At 60.5% G+C, this 23,415-nt stretch carries 22 protein-coding genes; 9 read left to right on the top strand and 13 right to left on the bottom strand.

Annotation, left to right across the window (positions count from 1 at the left end; genetic code table 11):
• Positions 1-94 precede the first annotated feature (94 nt).
• Complete coding sequence (locus KW568_RS16070) at positions 95-1,141, top strand: dienelactone hydrolase (protein WP_259536445.1); 1,047 nt, start codon at positions 95-97, stop codon at positions 1,139-1,141.
• On the opposite strand, the gene KW568_RS16065 is transcribed toward KW568_RS16070, so the two are convergent.
• The 4 genes from KW568_RS16065 to KW568_RS16050 form a co-directional block, all read right to left on the bottom strand.
• Positions 1,103-2,296, bottom strand: coding sequence for an MFS transporter (locus tag KW568_RS16065; RefSeq protein ID WP_004576697.1), 1,194 nt, complete (start codon positions 2,294-2,296; stop codon positions 1,103-1,105). The genes KW568_RS16070 and KW568_RS16065 overlap by 39 nt on opposite strands.
• A gap of 175 nt (positions 2,297-2,471) precedes the next feature.
• Positions 2,472-4,058 (bottom strand): ABC-F family ATPase, encoded by a 1,587-nt coding sequence (locus tag KW568_RS16060; protein WP_003248141.1) that lies wholly within the window; start codon positions 4,056-4,058, stop codon positions 2,472-2,474.
• A 32-nt stretch (positions 4,059-4,090) separates the two neighbouring features.
• A complete protein-coding gene (locus tag KW568_RS16055) occupies positions 4,091-4,510 on the bottom strand; it encodes a hypothetical protein (RefSeq protein WP_003248143.1) in 420 nt (139 codons plus the stop codon).
• Positions 4,511-4,685: 175 nt separating this feature from the next.
• Complete coding sequence (locus tag KW568_RS16050; RefSeq protein ID WP_003248145.1) at positions 4,686-5,159, bottom strand: OsmC family protein; 474 nt, start codon at positions 5,157-5,159, stop codon at positions 4,686-4,688.
• 448 nt (positions 5,160-5,607) lie between these two features.
• Here KW568_RS16050 and KW568_RS16045 point away from each other — a divergent pair, with 448 nt between their 5' ends.
• Positions 5,608-5,937 (top strand): hypothetical protein, encoded by a 330-nt coding sequence (locus KW568_RS16045; RefSeq protein WP_080634978.1) that lies wholly within the window; start codon positions 5,608-5,610, stop codon positions 5,935-5,937.
• A gap of 86 nt (positions 5,938-6,023) precedes the next feature.
• On the top strand, positions 6,024-6,281 hold the full coding sequence (locus KW568_RS16040) for a hypothetical protein (RefSeq protein ID WP_004576696.1): 258 nt from the start codon (positions 6,024-6,026) through the stop codon (positions 6,279-6,281).
• 270 nt (positions 6,282-6,551) lie between these two features.
• Here the strand turns inward: KW568_RS16040 and KW568_RS16035 are convergent, their stop codons facing one another.
• Together KW568_RS16035 and KW568_RS16030 are read right to left on the bottom strand one after the other, a co-directional pair.
• The gene (locus KW568_RS16035; RefSeq protein ID WP_004576695.1) at positions 6,552-7,217 is read right to left on the bottom strand and encodes an SOS response-associated peptidase; all 666 of its coding nucleotides are present in this window, start codon (positions 7,215-7,217) and stop codon (positions 6,552-6,554) included.
• A 120-nt stretch (positions 7,218-7,337) separates the two neighbouring features.
• On the bottom strand, positions 7,338-8,708 hold the full coding sequence (locus KW568_RS16030) for an HD domain-containing phosphohydrolase (protein ID WP_004576694.1): 1,371 nt from the start codon (positions 8,706-8,708) through the stop codon (positions 7,338-7,340).
• A gap of 197 nt (positions 8,709-8,905) precedes the next feature.
• Here KW568_RS16030 and KW568_RS16025 point away from each other — a divergent pair, with 197 nt between their 5' ends.
• Genes KW568_RS16025 through KW568_RS16015 form a run of 3 tightly spaced genes read left to right on the top strand, consistent with a single transcriptional unit; the run spans position 8,906 to position 13,115 of the window.
• On the top strand, positions 8,906-9,904 hold the full coding sequence (locus tag KW568_RS16025) for a cytochrome-c peroxidase (RefSeq protein WP_004576693.1): 999 nt from the start codon (positions 8,906-8,908) through the stop codon (positions 9,902-9,904).
• Entirely contained in the window at positions 9,901-11,715 is a 1,815-nt protein-coding gene (locus KW568_RS16020) for a DAHL domain-containing protein (RefSeq protein WP_004576692.1), read from the top strand. Before KW568_RS16025 ends, KW568_RS16020 begins: the two co-directional genes overlap by 4 nt.
• The gene (locus KW568_RS16015; RefSeq protein WP_004576691.1) at positions 11,712-13,115 is read left to right on the top strand and encodes an ATP-binding protein; all 1,404 of its coding nucleotides are present in this window, start codon (positions 11,712-11,714) and stop codon (positions 13,113-13,115) included. The genes KW568_RS16020 and KW568_RS16015 overlap by 4 nt, the downstream gene beginning before the upstream one ends.
• A 72-nt stretch (positions 13,116-13,187) precedes the next feature.
• On the opposite strand, the gene KW568_RS16010 is transcribed toward KW568_RS16015, so the two are convergent.
• The 6 genes from KW568_RS16010 to KW568_RS15985 form a co-directional block, all read right to left on the bottom strand.
• Complete coding sequence (locus KW568_RS16010; RefSeq protein ID WP_033726779.1) at positions 13,188-13,664, bottom strand: GNAT family N-acetyltransferase; 477 nt, start codon at positions 13,662-13,664, stop codon at positions 13,188-13,190.
• 211 nt (positions 13,665-13,875) lie between these two features.
• Complete coding sequence (locus tag KW568_RS16005) at positions 13,876-14,577, bottom strand: VIT family protein (RefSeq protein ID WP_003248160.1); 702 nt, start codon at positions 14,575-14,577, stop codon at positions 13,876-13,878.
• Positions 14,578-14,646: 69 nt separating this feature from the next.
• Complete coding sequence (locus KW568_RS16000; protein WP_004576689.1) at positions 14,647-15,612, bottom strand: FAD:protein FMN transferase; 966 nt, start codon at positions 15,610-15,612, stop codon at positions 14,647-14,649.
• Positions 15,602-17,782, bottom strand: coding sequence for a PepSY domain-containing protein (locus KW568_RS15995; protein ID WP_004576688.1), 2,181 nt, complete (start codon positions 17,780-17,782; stop codon positions 15,602-15,604). Before KW568_RS15995 ends, KW568_RS16000 begins: the two co-directional genes overlap by 11 nt.
• Positions 17,783-17,807: 25 nt before the next feature.
• On the bottom strand, positions 17,808-18,278 hold the full coding sequence (locus tag KW568_RS15990; protein WP_003248166.1) for a DUF2271 domain-containing protein: 471 nt from the start codon (positions 18,276-18,278) through the stop codon (positions 17,808-17,810).
• A 91-nt stretch (positions 18,279-18,369) separates the two neighbouring features.
• Positions 18,370-18,693, bottom strand: coding sequence for a PepSY domain-containing protein (locus KW568_RS15985; RefSeq protein WP_003248168.1), 324 nt, complete (start codon positions 18,691-18,693; stop codon positions 18,370-18,372).
• A gap of 132 nt (positions 18,694-18,825) precedes the next feature.
• On the opposite strand from KW568_RS15985, the gene KW568_RS15980 reads away from it, so the two are divergent.
• Both KW568_RS15980 and KW568_RS15975 read left to right on the top strand, forming a co-directional pair.
• Complete coding sequence (locus KW568_RS15980; RefSeq protein ID WP_003248169.1) at positions 18,826-19,485, top strand: response regulator transcription factor; 660 nt, start codon at positions 18,826-18,828, stop codon at positions 19,483-19,485.
• Positions 19,482-20,816 carry a HAMP domain-containing sensor histidine kinase gene (locus tag KW568_RS15975; protein ID WP_004576687.1) on the top strand — a complete coding sequence of 445 codons (1,335 nt, stop codon included), beginning with the start codon at positions 19,482-19,484 and terminating at the stop codon, positions 20,814-20,816. Before KW568_RS15980 ends, KW568_RS15975 begins: the two co-directional genes overlap by 4 nt.
• Before the next feature lie 128 nt (positions 20,817-20,944).
• On the opposite strand, the gene KW568_RS15970 is transcribed toward KW568_RS15975, so the two are convergent.
• On the bottom strand, positions 20,945-22,327 hold the full coding sequence (locus KW568_RS15970) for a PLP-dependent aminotransferase family protein (RefSeq protein ID WP_004576686.1): 1,383 nt from the start codon (positions 22,325-22,327) through the stop codon (positions 20,945-20,947).
• 121 nt (positions 22,328-22,448) lie between these two features.
• On the opposite strand from KW568_RS15970, the gene KW568_RS15965 reads away from it, so the two are divergent.
• Positions 22,449-23,315, top strand: a complete 867-nt coding sequence (locus KW568_RS15965) for a DMT family transporter (RefSeq protein ID WP_003248175.1) — start codon at positions 22,449-22,451, stop codon at positions 23,313-23,315.
• Positions 23,316-23,415 lie beyond the last annotated feature (100 nt).

Genomic DNA, 23,415 nt, shown 5'->3' with positions numbered 1-23,415 from the left:
TGCATGACGGCGGTTTCATCCAGTTTTCATCCGGCACAACGCCAGCCGGTTTTATGCTGGGTTATCCCTTCGTCCTGCAAGGAACCGCTGGCCGATGACCCTTGCACGCTGCGTGTTGGCGCTGGTCCTGCTCGGCGGCCTGTTGGCCCGCGCCGAGGCCGCGCCGTGGGTTGCCGGCCTGCACCTTATGACCTTGACCGACCCGGTCGATAGCCGCCCGATGCAAGCGCTGGCGTTCTACCCGGCCGTTGGCAAAACCCGTATCAGCCGTATAGACGGGTATCCCGTCGACGTGGCCGAAGAGGCGCCCGTCGCCATGGGGCGATTCCCGTTGCTGGTGCTGTCTCACGGCAATACGGGCAGCCCATTGGCTTTGCATTACCTGGCCACGTCGCTGGCGCGGCAAGGGTTCGTGGTGGTGGCGGTGGTGCACCCGGGGGACAACGTGCGCGACCACAGTCGCCTTGGCACCCTGAGCAATCTTTATGGGCGGCCGCTGCAAGTCAGCGCGGCGATCACCGCAGCACGTGATGATGCAGTGGTCGGGCCTTATCTGAATGAAGGCAAGGTGGGCGTGATTGGCTACTCGGCCGGCGGAGAAACCGCGTTGATCCTGTCTGGCGCACGCCCCGACCTGGACCGTCTGCGTCAGTACTGCCTGGAGCGCCCGCATGACACAGACGCCTGCAAGACCCACGGCATCCTGATTGCCGACCGTAGCGAACTGGCGCCCGAGACCGACCCGCGAGTGGGGGCGGTCATGTTGATGGCGCCGCTGAGCCTGTTGTTCGGGCGCCATGCGCTGGCCGGGGTGCAGGTTCCCGCACTGATCTACAGTGGCGACAGCGATCAGCTTGTGGCCGTAGACCGTAATGCCGAGGCCCTGGCCCGCAAACTGCCGGTTACACCGGACTACCGCCTGTTGGCCGGTGCCGGGCATTTCGTGTTCATGGCCCACTGCGATGCCGAGCAGTACGCGCGAATGCCGGCGCTGTGCAAGGACGCCGACGGCGTCGACCGCCGGCATATCCATCATTCGCTGCAGCGAGAAACGGCAGTGCTCTTCAGCCAGGCGCTGGGCGCGCCAGCGCCGGCTGAGCGTTCAGCTACGGCGGGCGCGCCGCGCCAGCCACAACGTTAGGCCGACCCCGGCCAAGGCGAGCAGGGCCGCCACGCAGAAGATCGAGGCATACCCCAGGTGTACCGCCACGGCGCCCATCACCGGGCCGGCAATGGCCAAGGCCATGTCGAAGAACACAGCATAGGCACCCAGCCCTGCGCCGCGGCTGCTGCTGGGGACGTGCTTGATCGCCTCCACGCCCAATGCCGGGTACACCAGCGACAGCCCGAAACCGGTGAGCCCGGCGCCAACCAGCGCCCAGGGCGGCGAGGGCGCCAGCCACAGAAGGCCCAGGCCCAGCACTTCGGTGGCCATGCAGGCGACCGCCACGTTGTAGCCACCAAAGCGGTTGACCGCGTTGACGAACAGCAGCCGCGAAATGATGAAGCACACACCAAACGCACTCAGGCACCAGGCCGCACCGGCCCAGCCGCGCTCGAGGTAGTACAGGGTGACGAAGGTGGTCAAGGTGCCGTAGCCGATCGAGGCCAGGGTCAAACCCAGGCCACACGGGGCAACCCGGCCGAACGCCGACCAGAAGGGCAGGCGCTCGCCGCGCACCACGACCACGTCGGGGCGCTTGCGAAGCACCAGCAGGGCAAGGGTTGCCAGCACCAGCAAAGCCGGCCCCAGTACGCTGAAGTCCAGCCCGTCCACGGCCAGCACGCCGATCGGCGCACCGATGGCGATCGCGCCATAGGAGGCGATGCCGTTCCACGAGATCACCCTGGCAGTGTGTTCGGGGCCGACCTGGCTGATGCCCCAGCTCAAAGTGGCCACACCGATCAGCCCTTGGGCGATGCCCAGCAGCAAACGTCCACCGAGCAGCAGCGCCAGGCTCAGCAGCGGTAAGGTGAGGGTCCAGGCTGACAGCAACGTCAACACCCCGCAACCGGCAATCCCCAGCAAGCCAAAGCGGATGGCCTGTTTCCCTCCCAAGGTGTCCGCCACCCTGCCTGCAAACGGGCGGCTCAGCAGCGTGGCCAAGTACTGCAGGCCAATGGTTACACCGGCGATCACTGCGCCAAAGCCGAGCTGGTCGTGCACATAGCTGGGCAGCACCGCAATCGGCAGGCCGATGCAGAGGAAGGCAATGAAGGTATAGAAAACGATCGACAAGATCTGCAGGGTGATGTGCAGCGTGTGACTGGCGGGGGCAGGTTGTTGCGCGGTCATGGGCTCTTTCGCGGGCGGGCGGTTGGGCGTGGTCCCATCATGGCCGTTGCGCAAAGGAAAAGAAAGCAGGCTAACGAATTATTCGTCGGGCAGTGTCAGTCGGTGGGAGGGGGGCTTCGCGGGCAAGCCCGCGAAGAGGCCCAGCCACACAAGGTGGCCAGGCCTTGGCCTTCAATCAGACCAGCACACCCTGGCTGCGCAGGTAGTCATCGTAAGTACCGCTGAAGTCCACCACACCATCGGCCGACAGCTCGATGATGCGCGTGGCCAGCGACGACACGAACTCGCGGTCGTGGCTGACGAACAGCAGGGTGCCCGGGTAGTTTTCCAGCGCCAGGTTCAGCGCTTCGATCGATTCCATGTCCAGGTGGTTGGTCGGCTCGTCCATCACCAGCACGTTCGGCTTCTGCAGGATCAGCTTGCCGAACAGCATGCGACCTTGTTCACCACCGGAAATCACCTTCACCGACTTGAGGATTTCGTCGTTGGAGAACAGCATGCGCCCCAGGGTGCCGCGGATCACCTGCTCGCCAGAGGTCCACTGGCCCATCCAGTCGAACAGGCTCATGTCGTCTTCGAAGTCGTGGGCGTGGTCCTGGGCGTAGTAGCCCACTTCGGCGCTGTCGGTCCACTTCACCGAGCCCGCATCCGGGGTCATCTCGCCGACCAGGGTGCGCAGCAGGGTGGTCTTGCCAATACCGTTGGGGCCGATGATCGCAACGCGCTCGCCCGCTTCGACGGTGATGTCGAAGTTCTTGAACAGCACCTTGTCGTCGAAGGCTTTGGCCATTTTCTCGACGACCACGGCCTGGCGGTGCAGTTTTTTCGTCTGTTCGAAGCGAATGAACGGGCTGACGCGGCTGGACGGCTTGACCTCGGCCAGCTGGATCTTGTCGATCTGCTTGGCACGAGAAGTGGCCTGCTTGGCTTTGGAGGCGTTGGCCGAGAAGCGGCTGACGAAGGTCTGCAGCTCGGCGATCTGGGCTTTCTTCTTGGCGTTGTCCGACAGCAGCTGCTCACGCGACTGGGTGGCTGCGGTCATGTACTCGTCATAGTTGCCCGGGAACAGGCGCAGCTCACCGTAATCCAGGTCAGCCATGTGGGTGCAGACGCTGTTGAGGAAGTGCCGGTCGTGGGAAATGATGATCATGGTGCTGTTACGCGCCGTGAGGATCGTTTCCAGCCAGCGGATGGTGTTGATGTCCAGGTGGTTGGTCGGTTCGTCGAGCAGCAGCACGTCCGGGTCCGAGAACAGCGCCTGGGCCAGGAGGACACGCAGCTTCCAGCCCGGTGCCACTTCGCTCATCGGGCCGAAGTGCTGGTCCAGCGGAATACCCAGGCCCAGCAGCAGTTCACCGGCGCGCGACTCGGCGGTGTAGCCGTCCATTTCGGCGAATTCGGTTTCCAGCTCGGCGACGGCCATGCCGTCTTCTTCGGTCATTTCCGGCAGCGAGTAGATACGGTCACGCTCGGCTTTGACTTTCCACAGCTGGCCGTGGCCCATGATCACCGTGTCGATCACGGTGAATTCCTCGTAGGCGAACTGGTCCTGGCGCAGCTTGCCCAGGCGGGTGTTCGGCTCAAGCATGACCTGGCCTGCGGACGGCTCCAGGTCACCGCCGAGGATTTTCATGAAGGTCGACTTGCCGCAACCGTTGGCGCCGATCAGGCCGTAGCGGTTGCCGTTGTTGAATTTGACGGAAACGTTTTCGAACAGCGGCTTGGAGCCGAACTGCATGGTGATGTTAGCGGTAGAAATCAAGTGCTTGTCCTGCGGGGGTTCCAGAGGTGTATTTAGGCCCTGTGGTCAGTCTTGGGCCAATGTTGGACCAATTCGACTCGGGGCGTCAGCTTCTCCAGCTCCCTCCAGTCCGAGGAGGAGCTGATCCATTTCGCGTAGGTAGAGAGCAACATCTCGACGCTGTGGCCAAGCTGGCTCGCGATGAACGCGGGGTTCATCCCAGGCATCAGGCATAGGGTGGCGTAGGTGTGGCGGGTGTCGTACTGACGGCGTTCACGGATGTTCAGCGCCTTCAGCGCCGATTTGAAGGGGCGGATTGTAACACTTGGCTCGTTGATCCACAGCCCACCTTTGCTAGGTTGGAACACGAAGGGGCTAGTCGGGTGGGCCGACTTGGACGCCATGCGGCGAAGGGTAGCGATTGGCTGGGCATGGTTGAAGGCGTTCAATGCGCGCTCGTTTAACAGGACCACCCGATGATGCTTGGTTTTCGTCTGGTCAGGTTTTCGCTTTGGATTGATCGCGGTCGGTCGTGATTATCAGCTTTCGCCCTTTATCGGCCTCTAGTGAAAGAGTGTCCCCCCCTTCTATTGATAGCGTCGATTAGAAGCCATTGTTAAACAACGGATGCAGTTGTATTCAGAACATCTAGTCCTGATGCTTGATAACAGCACTGCATCTGATAGGGAAGTTGACTGAGTTGGCAATAAAACATTCGTGGTGAGCATCGTCATGCAGGCGTCTTGCAAGATCCAGATCAGACTGGCTGCTGATAATGACCTGAGGCCTTAACTCAGCGTCTTTGAAATGGCCCTTGCGCTGGCCATCCCCTTCAAGCATCCGGCCCACCGGGTAGTCGACATATTCCAGGACGTTCACGTTGTTGACTGCGCACAGATGAAGATACCAAAGCTTGTGGCAGGCCGAGATCGAGGCCAGCAACATGTCTTCAGGGTTCCAGCGTTCAGGGTTCCCGCGAAAGGCGGGGTCGGCAGAGCCAAGGATAGGTGCCTTGCCTGGAGCCTCCACGTTGAAGTCTCTCTGGTACGCCGTGTAACTGGCAGTACCTTCACCCGTGTTACCTATCCAATTTACCGTGACAGCGTAATGGTGTTCTTTCATGGTCACTCCTGTGTCGAAAGACGGCCGGAAAATCTTGCCCATCGCTTGGGTGCGGTTATCTTGCTCTCGATTGAGGGCTCTCCACCAGCATCTCGTGTTTGCAGCGACGCATGAGCCATCCGAGCACATGCAATGAACCGATGGAACTCCAAGGCCGATACCGACGCCAAGGCTGCGGAACGTGATGCGTCATGCGCCAGGTTGCCTGTCCGCTAGGCCAGGTGGTCCATCCGCCGGTAATTCATGGCGCTCGCCTAGCGGAACACCGTAGCCACTTTCCTTGAGCGACCGTGCGCTGATCGCGCGGCGCTTGAAGGAGGGGGCGATCACGGCTGTTAAATGAAAAGCAGCTGTAAAAAAATGTAACACACACCTTCAGCAGTGGATTCATTGGAACAGCTGTGTATTCTGTCTCTCCAGTCAAGAATATGAGTTCAAGGTCCGTTCCATGCGTAATCGCGGCAAAATCTATTGGGAATGGGCCAATTCTGCGTTGCATTCCCGCAACTACGATGAGCGCCTTCCCTGCGGCACTTTAATCAACATCCAAGCCCGACTCTCACTTGAAAACGTCACTCAACTTTTCCTGGGTATCTACGGGAAAAAAGGCGTGCTCTTGCTCGAAGAGGTACACCCTGACTGCCGTGGACAGAAACTGTCCGCGGCGATGGCCTGGGCGCTCGAGCGTGCTCACGACTGGGTCGCCAAGGCGTTTCCTGCGCCCAAAGCACCAGGGCCTGAACCACTCCCGCGCAGAGGCTCGCGTCTTCACGGATAACGATGCAGGGAAAACGGAACGCTCGTCAGATCGCTTGAGTCGTATCTCCATCAAAAGCGCATTGAGGCGCCCAGTTGGAGAAAGTGATGAGCCTTCAGTCCACCAGTCATGACCTTTACGTGCATGCCTACCTTGGTTACCAGGCATCGATTTACGTGCTGTGGGAGTCGAGCGTCGAATTTCCCACGGGGATGTTGGTCGAGGTAGGGAAGCCGGGCGCAACGGCGCGAACCCTGCGTGTGAGTCGACCCTTCTCCTCTTCGACAGAAGCCATTCTCGAAGGGAAGGTTATGGCTGAACAGTACGTGGAAAGTCAAAAAAGCGGAGCTTGTGCTGCCAGGTGAGTTCGCCGAGGTCTGATCGGACCCACCGCAACCACGGGCAGGTCGACCACCTGCGAATCTGTGCAGCTGTTGATAACGGTATTCCCTGTTCGTCGAGTCGAGCCATTTCAACAGTAACCGCTTGCGCAAGTGCCATTGTGGACGGTGGTGTTACCAATCGTCGTGCTGCGCGGGTTCCAAGTCGACCCGGTCCCCGAGTCGAAACCCTGCACATCAGTGGTCGATGATGTTGCGCTACCGGTACTTGGGCCGGCATGGTCTACTACCGCTTCACTGAAGCGGCTCTTTCAGCTCGGCGCCTTGGTTGCGCACATTGCCAATGGCTGTGCTCACTCGATACCACTCGAAGGCCTCGGCTGGCTCACCCAGGTTCAGCACCATCTGCTCGGCCTGTTCCCCGGGCATCGCGGTTTGCATCCACTCACGCGCAAGGTCTGGGGCCAAAACCACTGGCCTGCGGTCGTGCACATCCACCATTCCGCCCTGGGCATCGGCCGTAATGATGACGAATCCATCATGCTCGCTGCCAGCGAACTGGCCGATGCTGGCGCAAAGGGAAGGGCGCCCGTCCCGGCGTCGGATGTAGTACGGCTGTTTCTTCGGTCCGCCTTCATCGACCCATTCATACCAGCCGTCGATCGGCGTTATGCCTCGGTGCGGCCAGATCGCCCGGAAGAAGGGGCCGTGTGCCACCTTTTCGACCCTGGCGTTGATCGGCGCGGCACGGTCGGTCGCCCAATGCGGCCGCCAGCCCCATCTCACCAGGTCCGCCCGCGGGCCTGCTTCATCCACTCGCAGCACTGCCACCGGCGTGGTCGGCGCAACGTTGTACCGGCCAAGTGGCTGGTCGCCGACGTTGTTCCGCCAGGCCTCTGGCAGGCTCAGGGTTTCGACAAAGTCGTGTATGCCTCGGTACTGACTCAACCTTCCACACATGCGCAACCCTCCTGCCAGAGCAAGCATAGCGCTTGGGTGTATTGCCGGTGTGGATGACGCCGACGTGGTGCTGTACGCGCAGTTCTGATGGTGCCGGGCTGAATGAGCGCCCCACCTCCTTCAACACGGCGCCAAGTCTGATCTTCCAGGCGTTATAGGGTCGTTCGAAGGGACCCTCACAAAAATGCAGTACTTACCACCTTCCATCGATTCAAAGGCCACCAGCTTTTCCACCAGTGCGGCGCTCAAAACCTTGCCGGCGTTAAGCAGCAACATGCCGTTGTCGGCGTTCAGGTTGCGCGCAAGCACCATTCCCGGCGCCAGGTCACGGGTGGTACACACCTGGACTTCAGGGTCCACCAGGGTGATATCGCTGTGGAACGAGGCGCAAACCTGGACGAAATCCTCAAGGAGCGCCGGGTCATACAACCGGTCGGCGTACTTGCGCAGGTAGAGCAAGGCCTCATCGCTGTTCATCTGCCGTTCAAGAATCAAACCCCGTTGCAGCTCAACGAAGTCCACGGCCAGCTTGAGCAAGCGAGCGCCGAACGGGATAGCTTCACCTTTGAGCCGGTCCGGGAAACCGCTGCCGTCCCAGTGCTCCTGATGATGCAGGATCAGGCGCGCGGCATCTTTCATGGGCTCAAGGGTCATCAGCAGCGCTTCACTTTGGCGTGGGTAGTCGCGATAGCGGTCGCGGTCGCCGTGCATCAGCTGGTCCGATGGGGCTACGATCATGCTATCCGGCCAACTCAATTTGCCTATGTTGTACAGCGCCGCAGCCATGGCCAGATCGCGGCTTATCGCCTCGTCCAAGGCGTGGACCCGACAGTAGCAACGCACCAGTTCGATGATCTGTCGATTGGTCTGCTTGGCTGGAGGCAGCCGCAGATTAGCCAACATCGAGAACACCTCGGTCCCGGTCACATAGCTGTGTTTCAGTTCTTCGTAGGCCAGGTCGAGCATGTCAGCGGTCTGCTGCAGCTCCGCGGTACGGGCTGCAACGCGTTTCTCCAAGTCGTTATTGAGCAGTCTCAACTGGGCGTTCTGCCGACGTGCCAGCAGCTCCAGGCGTTGGCGCTCGCGTTCGGAATGCTGGTGCTCCAGGGCCTGGCGCAAGGTCATCAGCAATTCGTCGTCGTTCCAGGGCTTGCTGATGTAACGGTGGATTTGACCGTCATTGACGGCCTTGATGATTGCGCTTGGGTCGGCATAGCCGGTCAGCAAGATCCTGACGGTCGATGGGTGATGCTGATTGATCTGTGCCAACAAGGTGGCGCCGTCCATCCCGGGCATGCGCGCATCGCTCATCACCAGATCAACCGGGCCCTCTGCCATCTGCGCCAGTGCCTGCTCTCCGCTGGTCGCCAGCTTCACGTCATAGGGTTGGCCACGCAATAGCCGACGCAGACTGTTAAGGATCGACTCCTCGTCGTCTACCAGCAACACGGTCGGCCGATAGGGTGAAATCAGGGGCGGTTGCACGTCCATGGCAGGCCTCACGTGGTCGATCGATGGAGGCACTCGAGCTCAACGAGCGCTTAGATCAAAGGCTAGTTCATTTTTCCGTGACAGGTGCCGGGCAAGGTGTGGCGGGTGGCAGGCAAATTGTCTGGAAGGCATCTAACCTGACGGCATGGCACCACCCTTCTGTAAGTCCGTCAGCCCAGGGAAAAGGACTCTCCCGGATGTCAGCGCGCACAACCTGTCGTTATCGTTCCGCTCTTCACCTGCAGCGCTTGCGCCGTTGTCTGAGCCTGTGGGTGCTGCTCGTTCTGAGCGGAGGCAGCGGGGCGGAGCCGCTGGACGAGCCGCTCAAGCCGCTGCCTCCGATACCCACTCTGGCACCTGGGCGTGTCGAGTTGGGCCGCCAGTTGTTCAACGATCCGCGGTTGTCGCGCAACGGCACACGGTCCTGCGCCAGCTGTCACCGTCTGGACAAGTACGGGGCCGATGACCGGGCGTTTTCCATGGGGGCAGATGGCCTGCCGCTTACGCTCAATACGCCAACGGTACTCAATGCCAGCCTTAATTTCCGACAGTTCTGGAATGGCCGGGTCGAGTCACTCGAGGAGCAGGGGGAGGCCGTGATCACCAGCGCTCACGAGATGGGCGGAGACTGGCGCGTGATCGAGCAGCGCATCGCTGCAGACGTGCATTACCGCCAGGCGTTCAAGGATGCCTACCCGGACGCGGTGACAAAGGACAACATCCTCAGCGCGTTGGCCGATTACCAAAGGACGCTTCTTACCCCTGGCGCGCGCTTCGATCGTTACCTGCAGGGCGATACCGAGGCGCTTACCCTGGAGGAAAAATACGGCTACCAGCGCTTCAAGGACTATGGCTGCATCGCCTGCCACCAAGGGGTGAATATTGGGGGCAATATGTTCCAGAAATTTGGCGTGTTCGGCGACTACATCGCGGACCGCGGCCACCCCACCGAGGCGGATCAGGGCCGCTTCAACGTGACCGGAGAGGAGGCCGACCGGGGCGTGTTCAAAGTGCCGAGCCTGCGCAATGTGGCGATGACCGCGCCCTATTTTCACGATGGCTCGGCGCCTACGCTGGAGCGTGCGATTGACGTGATGTTTCAGTATCAGCTTGGACGAATCCCAAGCGATGAGGACCGCAGGCTCATCATGCTGTTCCTCAAAACCCTTACTGCTGAAAAGGCGGGTCAGCCATGAGGGTGATTTCCCGGCGCACAAGCCTGATTCTATTCAGTGGGTTGGTCCTTGTACTGGCGTCGATGCTGCTGTACCTGTACCTGAATTCCGGGTCAGAGCAGACCCAGACCTACAACGAATCCCGAGATCTCATTCGTCAGCTCAAGCAACAGGATGCTGTGTGGGAAAACGAGGTGCTCAAGGCCCGGGTAGCCGTCTCTCATAACTATGATCCACTCGTGACCCCCCTCAAGGAGATGAAGCGGCTGTGGGCACGATTCGACAGCCGGGAAGCCGAACAAGGGCGCGTTGACGCAGACCAGTGGCGCGATGCCTATGACGGTTTTCTCTCTGCGTTTGGGGAAAAGGCTCGGCTCGTGGAGCAATTCAAATCGCACAATGCCTTGCTGCGAAATTCGTTGGCATTTCTACCCACAGCCGAGGACGGTATTCAGGCCCAGATCAACACCATGCTGGCCCCGAATCGGCCGGAGGTACACGTATTCGTTGCTGACACTTATGACCTGTTGCTAAGTGCCCTGGAGTTCGCGCAGGTTACCTCTGTGGAAAGGGCTGCCGAGATAGAGGTGGGGTTAGGTAACCTGGCTGTTAACGCGCAGAACCTGCCCAAAGAATTCCACACGCCCCTCAATTTGTTGAGTAATCACGTGGCGTTGATCCTGCGCGAGCAACCTGTCGTCAACCGCCTGCTCGAACAGATCGAGGCGATCCCGGTTGCCGAACGCCTGGATACGATCACCAGCCTCCTGGACAGGGATCAACAGCAGGTTGAAAGGATCAACCGTAAAAACCATCTCTACACGTTATGGCTATCCGGCTTGCTGATGTTCTCGGTCATTTGCCTGGCTGCGCTGCTGGTGCGCAGCTTCGCCGAGGTGAGACGGGTCAACAATGCGTTGCAAAGCGCCAATGACGTCCTGGAACAGCGGGTCGAGGATCGCACCCTGGAACTCAGAAACGCTCAGAGCGAATTGCTTAACGCGGCGCGCCAAGCAGGCATGGCGGAGATCGCTACCAATGTGTTGCACAACGTGGGCAACGTGCTCAACAGCGTGAACACATCCTCTGATCTGATCGCTCGAACGTTGCGCAGCAGCAAAACCCAGGGTTTGGGCAAGGCCATGCAACTGTTCCGCGAGCATGCCACTGACATCGGTCGGTTTCTCGACGAGGATCCCAGAGGCCGGTTGCTTCCCGGCTACCTCCACCAGCTGACCGAGGCGATCGCCGAGGAGCAGAAGGAGATGGTGATCGAGCTGGAGCGGATGAACAAGAGCATCGACCACATCAAGGAAGTGGTGGCCACCCAGCAATCCTACGCCGGGGCTAAAAATGTACCAGTGCCGCTGTCGGTCAACGACCTGGTCGAGGACGCGCTGCGCATGAACGCAGGCGCGTTGATCCGGCATCAGGTGAGGGTAGTGCGCGACTTCGCAGATCTGCCTCTGGTGATGGGCGACCGGCATCGGCTGTTGCTGATACTGATCAACCTGATCAGCAACGCCAAGTACGCCATGTCCGGCCCCGGCAGCGACCCACGGACGATGATCCTCAGGACGCGCATCATTGAGGGGGGCTTGCTGGAAATGAGCGTGCTGGACGAAGGCGAAGGCATTGCGCCCGAAAACCTGCAGAAGATCTTTGCCCATGGCTTCACCACGCGCAAAGACGGGCATGGCTTCGGCTTGCACAGTTGCGCCTTGGCCGCCATCGAGATGAATGGTCACCTGACCGCACACAGCGACGGCCCTGGCCTGGGTGCTGTCTTTACCCTGAGGATCCCGCTGATCGCGGTGACGGAGCCTGCATGAGTGACCTGACCAATCGCCGGATCCTGCTGATTGATGACATGCCGACTATCCACGAGGATTTTCGCAAGATCCTTGCCCCGGCCAAAGCGCAGAACACTGAGCTGGACGAGATGGAAGGGTTGTTGTTTGGCGAGCAGATCAAGAACGACCGACCGGTATTCGAACTCGATTCAGCCTATGGCGGTGAGGAAGGGCTCGGCCTGCTGAAGCGTGCGCTGCAGGCCAGCAAGCCTTACGCGTTAGCCTTCGTCGACATGCGTATGCCAGGTGGATGGGATGGCGCTCAAACCATTGAGCACCTGTGGGAAGAGGACCCGCTGTTGCAGGTAGTCGTCTGCACCGCCTACTCGGACTATTCCTGGGATGAGTTGCTCGACCGGCTGCAGGCCCACGATCGCCTGCTGATCCTGAAAAAACCGTTCGACAACATCGAGGTCCAGCAAATGGCCAGCACCTTGCTGACCAAGTGGGAAATGACCCAACGAGCCTCGCTGAAAATGCACCAGCTCGAACAGCGGGTAGAGCGGCGTACCCAGCAACTGACCCAAGCCAGCGAGGCGCTGCAGCAGGAGATCGAGGAGCGCAAGCAGCTGGAAAGCCAGCTGGTGCAATCGGAGAAGCTCGCCTCGTTGGGGCAGATGGCCGCCGGCGTGGCGCACGAGATCAACAATCCGATCGGTTTCGTGTCCTCCAACCTGGGCACTCTGGGAGGGTACTTTCAACAACTGTTAGCGATGCTCGACGCCTATCGCGAGGCCGAACTGATGCTCGGCGCAAACGAAACCACGGGGCGCTTGCAAAGGCTTCGTGAGCAGACTGAGCTTGAGTTCCTCATGGAAGACATCCCGATCCTCATCAAGGAGTCCAAGGACGGAATCGGTCGAGTGGCGCATATCGTCAAGGACCTCAAAGACTTCTCGCGCGTTGACAACGCTCAGCAGTGGCAATTAGCCGATTTGCAGCAGGGCATTGACTCCACGCTCAACATCGTCGCGAGCGAGCTGAAACATAAAGCCGACGTGGTAAAACGGTACCAGCCGTTACCCCCTGTCGAATGCCTGCCGTCGCAGATCAACCAAGTGATAATGAACCTTGTGCTCAATGCCGTCCAAGCCATGGGCCCCGAGCGGGGCACCATCACATTGGGCACTGTTCATCAAGGCGGCTGGGTGTGCATCGACGTTGCGGATACAGGCGCTGGGATAGCACCGGAGAACATCAAGAAAATCTTCGATCCTTTTTTCACCACCAAGCCCGTCGGCCAAGGAACCGGGCTAGGCCTGTCCCTTTCCTACGGCATTGTAAAGAAACACGGAGGAGAGATATCTGTATCAAGCCAGGTCGGAGTGGGAACAACGTTTCGTGTACAACTGCCGGTTAAGCAGAGCGCAACGCTGTGACAGGGCACACAAGGTGGGTATACCACAACCCAACTAGGGCAGGGGGCGTGCCCCGGCGATCCCGCCAACCAGTCAATGTTTTGCGGTGGCGAGTAGCCGATAGCGTGAGAAGGGCGTGCCGTCGATATCCACCTCTGCGTCAAGGCAAAACCCCAGGCGAAGAATACCTTTGATTCGAGTTCTGGTTAATGGAAGCAATAGGGTAATGGACGCTAGCCCCATCTCCTGGAAAGCGCGCCGTACGATCTCATCGAAAATCACTCTGCCAAGCCCCCAGTAGTCTGGATGAAGCACCAAGGCAAGATCAGCGTCGCCGTCTTCCTGCTGCAGGCCACCCCAGCCGGCGAATTGACCATCAACGAAAAAAGCCCAGGGACCATAGCCATTCAGTGCCCATTGGGCCTCTTTTTGGGCAACCCACACCTTGCATTTGCGTTCGTCAAAGTCGGGACGACCCAAGGGCATTCGGCGCAAGACATCGGGGTTGTTGTTGAGTGCGATGATGTCGGCGATGGGGGCGTCGCTCAGACGCCGGAAATGCAGCTGCATGATGTGCCTTGTCGAACGGCTTTGAACCTGATTTATAGCGCCTGCCATTGCCCCTTTTCAATCTTCAGATTCGTACCCGCTGAGACAATTCATGACATCGAAGAAACTGGGCCGAATACTCCGACGCTGAGTTCTGCGCCCTGGCCGAACGGTATTAGGCAGGATCGATGCATAGGCCGCCAATGGCGCGGCCTGAAGCCCGATTCTCGCGCTAGACCACCGCGCCAAACAAGTGCCCCACCAGTGCCGTGACGCCCATGGCCAACGCCCCCCAGAAGGTCACCCGCCAGGCGCCCGTCATGATGCTGGCCCCGCCAGCCTTGGCGGCAATAGCCCCCAATGACCCGAGAAATACCAATGACATGCCCGATATCCAGGGGCCCACGCTGTGCTCCGGTGCGACAAACGTCACCGCCAGCGGCAAGGCGGCGCCTACCACGAAGCTCGCGGCGGACGCCAGGGCGGCCTGCAACGGTTTGGCGGTGAGCGTGGCGCTGATGCCCAGTTCGTCGCGGGCGTGGGAGCCCAATGCGTCATGGGCCATCAATTGATCGGCCACTTGATGTGCCAGCTCGGGTGCTACCCCACGCTGCATGTAGATGTTGGCGAGTTCGGCGTGCTCAGCTTTCGGGTCGCTGGCCAGTTCTGCCCGTTCGCGGGACAGGTCCGCCCGCTCGGTATCGGCCTGGGAGTGCACCGAAATGTACTCGCCAGCGGCCATGGACATGGCCCCGGCCATCAGCCCCGCCATTCCGGTGACCAGCAACGTGGCGTGGCTGGCGTTGGCCGCCGCGACCCCAATCAGCAGGCTGGCGGTAGAGACAATGCCGTCGTTGGCACCCAGGACAGCGGCGCGTAGCCAGCCGATACGATCACTTCTGTGTGCCTCGGTGTGCCTGTGCATGAATTTCATTGTTTGACGCGGCTCCCTGTCATCAGGCGGTTCACGTTGCACGGGTGCCGAGCGGGCCGGCAGCCGGCGTCAGCGGGCTTCAATTTGCACCTGCAGCTGTCCGCCGACAATGGATATTTCCCTGAACTGCTCACCTTCGCGCAGCACGAACAGTGCGTCCATCCCGCGTTCCTGAGCCAGACGAGGGCCCTCGGTTTCGCCCAGGACCATCAGCGCCGTGGCCCAGGCATCGGCGAGCATGCACGAGGTCGCCACCACGGTAACGGCGGCGAGCGCGTTGCACAGTGGTGCGCCGGTGGCCGGGTTCATGGTGTGAGCATAGGACTGACCGGCTATGTCGACCCACTGCCGGTAGTCCCCGGAGGTCGCGATTGACATATCGCTAAGCGCCATGACGCCCATGACTTCCCGCACGCCCCTTTTGGGCTTTTCCAGCGCCACGACCCAGCATTGTCCGTCAGGTTTGACGCCCCGGGCGCGCATCTCGCCATCGATACCGACCAAGTACCGCGTGATACCTGAACCTTCCAGGCAACGGGCCAGTTCATCCACGCCAAACCCTTTGGCAATCCCACTCAAGTCAAGGCTCAGCGGCACGCGCTTGCGCACCTGGTTGCGTTGTGGCTCAACCTCCAATGCGCCGCTGGCTAACAGCCGGGTGCGCGGCGCAGGGGAATCGATCACCTGCGTTGTGACCTGCCGCGCCGCTGGGCCGAAGCCCCACGCGCTCACCAGGTCACCGACAGTGATGTCGAAGGCGCCGCCGGATTGTCGACTGACGCGCAATGCAGCAGACAGCACCATGGCCAGTTCCCTGGGCACCGATACCCATTCCTGCTCGGGGGCGGCATTGAGGCGGTTGAGGTCCGACTCGGGTTTCCAGGTGGACATTTGCTGGTCCACCCGGGCCACGGCGCGGGCCAGCTGCTGGCCAAGTTCGTCGGTATCCATCCCGGGCCCGGCATAAAACAGGGCAGTGTAGCGGGTGCCCATGGTTTCGCCGTTCAGGCTATAACGCTGCAACTCAGTAGACATCTTCACGGTAGCGTCCTTGTGCCTTGAGGATCAGCACGCTGAGGTTGAGGGGCGCCAAGACTTCATCCAGGGCCTGCATCACGCCTTTGGCCATTTCGCGACTGCCACACACCAGCACTTGGGCACCTTTTTCAATCAGCCGGCGCAAGGCGAGGGCCTCACTGATCAGCCGGTCTTGTACGTAGCTGCGCTCCTGGACTTGAGAAAAGGCGGCGTGCAATTGCGTCAGGCGGCGGTCCGACAAGTATTGGTTGAGCTCCGGTTCGTAGAGAAAGTCCGAGGCCGGGTTGCGCCCGCCCCAATACAGGTGCATCGGGTGTCGGGCCTTGTTGTTGCGGATAAAACCGGCCAAAGGACCAATACCGGTACCGGCGCCGATCAGAATTACCGGGTGCGTGCCCGATGCCGGACGAAATTGCGGGTTGGGCTGAATGAAGGCGTCAATCTGCGCGCCAATGGCCAGGCCGTGAAGAAACTCCGAGCACATGCCCCCGTTGTGTTTACGCACACAGATCTCCAGCACGCCGTCCTGGGCGCCACTGGCCAGCGAGTAGAAGCGCGGGATTGGGCTGCCCGGGGGCAGAATCCCGACCAGGTCGCCGGCCAGAAAATTCGGCAGTCCGCCGCGAGCGTTGAAGCGCAGGACATGGGTCGGTGCATTTACCTGTTCGCCATAGGCAATCCGCTCTGTCAGCTCCAATGAATGGGTGCGCGGCTGCTGCGGGGTGTGAACCAGCGCCAGCGCCTGCCCCAACACGTCGCCCAGCGCGTGGCCCCAACGCGCAAACGCCTGAGGGCACTGGCGGTTCACGGTCTCCAGCCCCAGCAATGGCGAGCCACCGGCCTGCAACATCGCATGCTGCACTTGATGGGCGTACCGACAGAATCGCGCAAATTGGCGGTCGCCCAGGCCCAGTACCGCAAAGGGTAGGCCGGGCTTGACGCCGGTTTTGGCCAGCCGCGCCAGGAACTGCGAAGCCGAAGCCGGCGCATCGCCGTCACCGTGGGTCGCGGTGAGGATGAACACTCGTTTGGCATTAGGGTAATCGCCCAACCAGTCATTCATCGCCGCGCTGTGCACCTGATGGCCGCTCTGGTGCAAGGCGTCATGCAAGGTTTTGGCAAAACCCCAGGTGCTGTTGTTTTCACTGCCCACCAGAATCACGCTGTCGGCGGCATGAGCAGGGCTGTTGTGGCGGAGGCGCGGGCCAGCTTTGCGGCGGCGCCACCATAACAGAATGCCGGTCACGCTCATCAACGGCACGCAGAGGGCGCAGAGCCCGAGCAGCAGGCCCAGCCACCAGAGGCCTTCGCCAGTGTGCAACTGGTAGATCAATTCATAGAGGTTGAGCATTGGGTCGTGGGCTTGATAGGACAGCAAGGCGCCGCTGGCCTGGTCCACGTAGCCATCGCCCTGTGCTGTGCGCAGGGAAAACACATCGCGAGGGTTGCCGGGGCTCGGGTAGACCAGCTCGCGCAGGTCGTTCAGGTCGGTGGCTTGCAAGGCCTGCAGTTTTGCCACCGGCAAGGCCGGGCCGGCGCTGACGTGGGCAGGGAAGGCGGGTTCAGCTTGACTGCCGTCGGCGATAAAACCAAACGTGGTGGCGGACAGGTAGGCCCCGCTCAGTGCCGACAACAACAGCCCGAGCAAGGCCAGTCGCCCGACTTCAGCATGCCAGCGCTGGCTGAAAGTGCCCCGCAGCGGCCTTAGCAGGTTGCGCCAGCCACCCAGGCGTCGGGCCAGCAATAGCGCGCCGGACACTGACAGCGCCAGCATGAGCAGGGCACCAACACCCGACACCCCATGGCCCGGCGTGCCAAGGAACAGCGAGCGGTGCAGGTCTTTCACCCAGCGGGTGAACGCGGATGGCTCGTAAGGGGCGAGCCCTTGGCCGGTCAGTGGGTCGACCTTCTCCGCCCCGGCCTTGCCGTTCTGGTTGTAGTAGACGATCACCGTGCCGGACGCTGAGCGCTGGATCTGCTCCACCCCCGTAAAGTGGTTGGCCACGCGCCCGGCAAGTTGGCCGACGTTGAGTTGCCCGGCAGAAGTGGACGTGCTGTGCAGACGCTCCAGCGCCGGCTCGACAGACAGAATCGCGCCGCTGATGGCCAATACCATGACCAGCAGGGCGGCGATCAGGCCAGGAAGGGAATGGAACTGACGAAGCATGTTCAGCCTCCGGAGGTGGCGGGTGCTACAGGTCGTAAGTAAAGGCGTCGACGTAGGCATTGCCGGTCGCGGGCTTGCCTGCGCCCTTGGAGGTCAGCGGCACGCTGACATCGCCGCGGGCGTCGCGTTTGTCCTCGACGGCGCTGTCGATGCGGATCTGATACCCGGCATCAATCAGCGTGTCCGCCAGTTCTACGCTGACTTTCAGCGTGCCCCCACTGCCGACGCTGGCGCCGCTGACCCCGTCGAACTCGCTCGGGTTCATCCCGCTGCCCCGGGCCCAGTCGGCCAGGTGCTTGTAATATTTGGCCTTCTTGCCGGCCACCCAGAGGGTTTTCTGGTACTGGCCATTGGCGTCGGTGACGTAGATCGCCAGGTAGGCATCATTGCCGCTGTAGTCCTTGAGCTGCGTGGTCAGGGTCACTTCACGGGCCTGGGCCAGCGCCGGTAGGGTAATGGCGCCGATGAGGCAGGTTGCTGCGATGATCTTCTTCATGAGCGTGTCCTCTTGATCGTCAGGTCGAGAGCCTGGACCTGCCGGCTGACAGCAACCTGAACGGCAGGAAAATTCATAGACAGGTGAGTTGTCATTCGGCGAGCGGGCTGCCGAGATAGTCATTGGCATCGCCGTCATTGCGCAAATGGACCTCGAGTGTCTTCAGGCGCAGCGATGCCGGGGAGTAGCTGGCTTCGATGTCATTGCCCTTGCGGTCCAGGCCCTTGAGTTCGTAACAGCCGTCGTCGACCTTGATGCGCTGCACGCGCCAGCCGTATTGCCGCTCTACCTGCTGACGCAAGGTTTCGCGAGGCTGCCAGTCGCTTACTGGGTCGCTGCAGTCGTCACCGGCCAGGGCGTAACCGCTGACCAGCAAGCCCAACAGCGTGGCATTGGCAATAAAACCGGATTTCATGACTTATCTCCTGTCGAGGGCGGCGTCTGTGGCATAACCTAAAGTGCCTACCTGACAGCCAGCTGAATCTTCAGATTCACATCAGGCAAGGCGATTAAGGTGCTGCAAGGCAACCATCTCAGGAGATGTCAGATGCGGGTTCTATTGGTTGAGGACGCTCCAGGCCTGGGTGAAGCGGTGCGCGAACAAATTGCCGATGACGGCCACGCCGTCGATTGGGTACAGCGCCTGGACCACGCGCGCAACAGCGTCCGCACCACGCCTTACGACCTGATCTTGCTGGACCTGATGCTTCCGGACGGGCGCGGGTTGGACTTTCTGCGTCAACAACGCGCGGCAGGAGACGTGACCCCCGTGATTATCCTGACCGCCCAGGATCAGATTTCCGATCGTATCGCCGGCCTGAACGCTGGCGCCGATGACTACCTGGTCAAACCGTTCGACCTGTTTGAACTCTCGGCCCGCGTGGCAGCGGTGGGCCGCCGTTATAGCGGCAACCCCAATCCACAGATCAAACTCGGTGATTTGCAGGTCGACATGAGTGCCCGCACGGTGCAGCGGGGCAGTGCGACGGTGGACCTCACGGCGCGGGAATGGGCGCTGTTCGAGGCGTTTGTGCAGCGCCCCAGCGCACTGCTGTCAAAGTCGCAGCTCGAAGAGCGGCTGTATGCGTTCGGCGCTGAAATCGAGAGCAATACCATCGAGGTATACATCAGCCGTCTACGTAAAAAACTCGGACGCGAACTGATCGAAACCGTGCGAGGCATGGGCTACCGGTTAATGTCCGCATGAAGCCGTCTTCGAGCCTGCAGATACGTCTCGGCCTGGGGCTGACGCTTGGTATGACCTTACTCTGGCTGGTAGCGACAGTGGGGGCCTGGCTCGTGGTGCGGCATGAGTTGAACGAAGCGTTCGATAGCGCCTTGGAAGAGACAGCACAACGCATCCTGCCCTTGGCTGTGCTGGAAATCAGCAATCGGGAAGAATCCCGGACTGCACAACACGTCGCGACGCTGAAGATGCACAAGGAGTACCTGACTTACCTGGTGCGCGACGCCAAGGGCAAGATCCTGATGCAATCTCACGACGCCAACCCGGAGATTTTCAACCGACAACCGTCTGAAGGTTTTTCCACTTCTGAGAAATACCGATTGTATGGCGCTAGCGCATTGCGCCAGACACTGTTCATCGAGATGGCCGAACCGCTTGGTCATCGTCGTGAAGCCGCGCGGGAGGCCTTGTTTGCGTTGTTGTTGCCTCTAATGGTGTTGATTCCTGTCAGCCTGGCGGGCACTTGGTTGTTTGTACGTTTCAGCCTGCGCAGCGTGCGGGCTTATCGTCGTGCCATTGAAACACGCGGTGTGGGTGACTTGTCGCCGATCAAGGTGGCGCAACTGCCAGCAGAAATCGATCCGTTGGCGGAGGCGGTCAATCACCTGCTGGAGCGCTTACGCAATGCCCTTGAGGCCGAGCGCAGCTTTACCGCCAACAGCGCTCACGAGCTGCGCACGCCATTGGCCTCGACCCTGGCGCAGATCCAGCGGTTACACCACGAAGCGCCGGAAGGTCCGCTGCGACTGCGTGCGCAGAAGATCGAGCAGGCGTTGCGCGAGCTTTCAAGGCTTTCAGAAAAGCTCATGCAGTTGGCCAAAGCGGAGGGCGGCGGGCTGTTGTCCGAAACGCCACAAGACCTGATTCCGTTGCTTGCCCACGGCGTCGACGAGTGGAACCAGCGCAGCGGGCAGCGCATCGAGTTGCAGTTGCCAAGTCAGGCCGGCGTGTACTCGATCATTGACCCGGACGCGTTTGGCATCCTGCTGCGCAACCTGATTGAGAATGCGCTGAAGTATGGTGCAACGGACCAACCGGTCGAAGTCAGTCTCACCGATCAGGCACAGCTGCGGATAGTCAACAGCGGCCCGGCAGTGCCGCAGTCTGTATTAGAGCACCTGACCGAGCGTTTTGTGCGCGGTCACAGTGAGATCAGTGGTTCAGGGCTGGGCTTGGCGATTGCCAAAACCATCGTGCAGGGGGTAAACGCGCGCATGGCATTGTTCTCCCCGGCAACAGGTCGACGCGATGGGTTTGAAGTCTGCATCTGGTTACCGCTTGCCCCATCCTGAAAGACCCTGGAACTCACCACGCTCAACAGTGCTTTCCTGATACCCGAGCCTCGGCCAGGTTGAATGTAAGGAGATGAAGGCCTGCATCTAACGATCCTTGCTCAGGCAGAACGGGGATGGTCACGCGACTAAGCACTCAGCGCCCGTTTCAACACTTCGTAAATTTTGCCATCACCTGATTGGGCAACGTTGAAACGGAGGAAGTCACCCGCAGCCATCGACTGGCTGAACGCGTTACCAGGCGCCAGCACTACACCTTCATTCAAGCAAGCCCGAGCCAGCGTTGCTGCATCCTTGCCTTGAGGGAGTTGGCACCAGACGTACATGCCTGACTGGGGCGTTATCCAGGGCTTGATGCCAATGGCCCGAAGCCTCGCTACCGTTCTGTCCATAGCCTCGGCCAGCCTGAGGCGAACACTCTCCATGTGTTTCCGGTACCCGCTATCGGTAATCGCCAGATGGATGATGTCCGCGGCCAGGCGGCCACCCCCGAATGTGGTCGCAATCTTGAGATCGACCAGGCTCTCGATCCAGTCACTGCGAGCCGCGATGTAGCCGCATCGAATCGAAGCGGAGATGGTCTTGGAAAAGCTACCGATCTGGATGACACGAGAGAGGCCATCGAAGGCAGACAGCCGTGGCGCTGGCGCACTCTCGAAATCCCCGAAGATGTCGTCCTCTACAATCACCAGGCTGGAGTTGTCGGCCAGCTTCAGCAACCTGTGTGCCGTGACCGGCGACAGGGTAGCGCCGGTCGGGTTGTGGATGCCTGAATTGGTTATGTACAACCGGGGAGAATGCGCGAGCAGGGCAGCGCCGAATGCATCGATGTCTGGGCCCGTCGCGGTGTAGGGAACGCCTACGATGTTCACCCTGTGCGCTTTCAGCAGTGCGTGAAAATTGAAATAGCAGGGGTCGTCGACCAGCACAGTGTCCCCCGGCTCAAGCAGAAAACGGCAGATCAGGTCGATGGCGTGGGTGCCGGACTCAGTGAGCATGATCTGTTCAAGAGGGGCTTCGATCCCGATGCCTGTCAGCTTGCGTGACAGGAACTGCCTGAGCGGCAGATGCCCAAGTGGCGAGGCGTACTCCGTCAGTTTCGACGTGTCAGAACGGGCAACGGTGCGAAGCGCCTTGCGCAAGCCGGCTTCGAACATCCAGGAGGCAGGTAGCCACCCGCACCCCGGTTTCAACGCATCGCTAGCGGTGTCTAGAGACTGGCGCGAGATCCACAGCGGGTCCACTTCACGATCAAGCCTTGGGCCGAGTTCGGTGAGCACCAGAGGTGCCACTGGCCCGGCTACGTAAAAGCCGGAGCCAGGGCGAGAGTTGAGTACACCCTCTGCCATCAACCTTTCATAGGCCTCAAGCACCGTAGAAACCGACACTTGCATGGCCTGAGCCATCGCGCGGACCGAGGGGATTCTCGCGCCCGGGGTGTAGGTTCGAGAGGCTATCCGCGACTGGATCTCACCCATGACAGTTCGAATTCGCGTTGCGCTCCGTTTCATCACACCCTCAACTGTGCTGGATACATATGCCTAACAGTTCGGTTTAAGTGTATTGGATTGTACATGGCTTGGGCGAGCCTGTCGGTGATGTACTGAACCTTGGCTTATCGAGGACTTACCGATGGAAAAATCAGCAAGCGGATGGCTCAATGGTTTCATAGGCGTCGCCATCTTTGCAGGCTCGTTGCCGGCCACCCGAGTGGCAGTCACGGCTTTCGAACCTACGTTCCTGACCTGTGCCAGGGCAACAATTGCCGCCATGCTGGGTGCGCTTTTCCTGATCGTGCTACGGCAGCCTCGCCCCAAACGGGGGGATTTGTCGCCTTTGGCCGTAACAGCGCTCGGCGTCGTTATCGGTTTCCCGCTACTGACCGCATTCGCCCTCCAGCACATCACCTCTGCTCATTCCATTGTTTTTGTCGGGCTCCTGCCATTGTGTACCGCAGTATTTGCGGTTCTGCGGGGCGGTGAGCGACCTCGGCCACTGTTCTGGTTGTGCTCGTTGACAGGTGCCGGGCTGGTCGTTGGCTATGCCTTGATGAACGGAGGCGAGGCATCGGCGGTGGGCGATCTGCTGATGTTGGCTGCGGTTGTGGTCTGTGGTTTGGGCTATGCCGAAGGGGCGCGCCTCTCGCGGACATTGGGTGGTTGGCAGGTAATCAGTTGGGCATTGCTTGTAGCGTTACCGGTCATGCTGCTGCTGACGGTGGTCAATCTTCCAGCCCCTGATGACTTTGCCAGGGTAAGTGCCCCTGCATGGCTCAGCTTTGGCTACGTTTCACTGTTCAGCATGCTGATCGGGTTTGTCTTCTGGTACCGAGGGCTCGTCCAGGGGGGGATTGCGGCTGTGGGCCAACTGCAACTCTTTCAGCCGTTCATGGGGCTTGGGCTGGCAGCGTTGCTTTTGCACGAGCATGTCAGCTGGACGATGCTGCTCGTGACGCTGGGGGCTGTCATCTGTGTTTACGGGGCCAGGAAATATGCCTAAGCACAGCGTCATGCCCAGTCAAACAGTTGGGTATAGCCCCCGCCGTCTGACCCCGGGCTGAGTTGCACAAAACACCTGATCCTTTATGTAAAAGGATCAG

Origin of the sequence: Pseudomonas sp. HD6515 (assembly GCF_024971855.1) — a bacterium.
GTDB lineage: Bacteria > Pseudomonadota > Gammaproteobacteria > Pseudomonadales > Pseudomonadaceae > Aquipseudomonas > Aquipseudomonas alloputida.
Note: the sequence above shows the minus strand (reverse complement) of the source record. Positions and strands in the feature narration are given on the sequence as shown.

Bases quoted from the DNA above. Each gene is read 5' to 3' on its own strand.
- KW568_RS16070 (WP_259536445.1), top strand. From the start codon at position 95: ATGACCCTTGCACGCTGCGTGTTGGCGCTGGTCCTGCTCGGCGGCCTG.
- KW568_RS16065 (WP_004576697.1), bottom strand. From the start codon at position 2,296: ATGACCGCGCAACAACCTGCCCCCGCCAGTCACACGCTGCACATCACC.
- KW568_RS16050 (WP_003248145.1), bottom strand. From the start codon at position 5,159: ATGAAAGAACACCATTACGCTGTCACGGTAAATTGGATAGGTAACACG.
- KW568_RS16045 (WP_080634978.1), top strand. From the start codon at position 5,608: ATGCGTAATCGCGGCAAAATCTATTGGGAATGGGCCAATTCTGCGTTG.
- KW568_RS16040 (WP_004576696.1), top strand. From the start codon at position 6,024: ATGAGCCTTCAGTCCACCAGTCATGACCTTTACGTGCATGCCTACCTT.
- KW568_RS16035 (WP_004576695.1), bottom strand. From the start codon at position 7,217: ATGTGTGGAAGGTTGAGTCAGTACCGAGGCATACACGACTTTGTCGAA.
- KW568_RS16030 (WP_004576694.1), bottom strand. From the start codon at position 8,708: ATGGACGTGCAACCGCCCCTGATTTCACCCTATCGGCCGACCGTGTTG.
- KW568_RS16025 (WP_004576693.1), top strand. From the start codon at position 8,906: ATGTCAGCGCGCACAACCTGTCGTTATCGTTCCGCTCTTCACCTGCAG.
- KW568_RS16020 (WP_004576692.1), top strand. From the start codon at position 9,901: ATGAGGGTGATTTCCCGGCGCACAAGCCTGATTCTATTCAGTGGGTTG.
- KW568_RS16015 (WP_004576691.1), top strand. From the start codon at position 11,712: ATGAGTGACCTGACCAATCGCCGGATCCTGCTGATTGATGACATGCCG.
- KW568_RS16010 (WP_033726779.1), bottom strand. From the start codon at position 13,664: ATGCAGCTGCATTTCCGGCGTCTGAGCGACGCCCCCATCGCCGACATC.
- KW568_RS16005 (WP_003248160.1), bottom strand. From the start codon at position 14,577: ATGAAATTCATGCACAGGCACACCGAGGCACACAGAAGTGATCGTATC.
- KW568_RS16000 (WP_004576689.1), bottom strand. From the start codon at position 15,612: ATGTCTACTGAGTTGCAGCGTTATAGCCTGAACGGCGAAACCATGGGC.
- KW568_RS15995 (WP_004576688.1), bottom strand. From the start codon at position 17,782: ATGCTTCGTCAGTTCCATTCCCTTCCTGGCCTGATCGCCGCCCTGCTG.
- KW568_RS15990 (WP_003248166.1), bottom strand. From the start codon at position 18,278: ATGAAGAAGATCATCGCAGCAACCTGCCTCATCGGCGCCATTACCCTA.
- KW568_RS15985 (WP_003248168.1), bottom strand. From the start codon at position 18,693: ATGAAATCCGGTTTTATTGCCAATGCCACGCTGTTGGGCTTGCTGGTC.
- KW568_RS15980 (WP_003248169.1), top strand. From the start codon at position 18,826: ATGCGGGTTCTATTGGTTGAGGACGCTCCAGGCCTGGGTGAAGCGGTG.
- KW568_RS15975 (WP_004576687.1), top strand. From the start codon at position 19,482: ATGAAGCCGTCTTCGAGCCTGCAGATACGTCTCGGCCTGGGGCTGACG.
- KW568_RS15970 (WP_004576686.1), bottom strand. From the start codon at position 22,327: ATGAAACGGAGCGCAACGCGAATTCGAACTGTCATGGGTGAGATCCAG.
- KW568_RS15965 (WP_003248175.1), top strand. From the start codon at position 22,449: ATGGAAAAATCAGCAAGCGGATGGCTCAATGGTTTCATAGGCGTCGCC.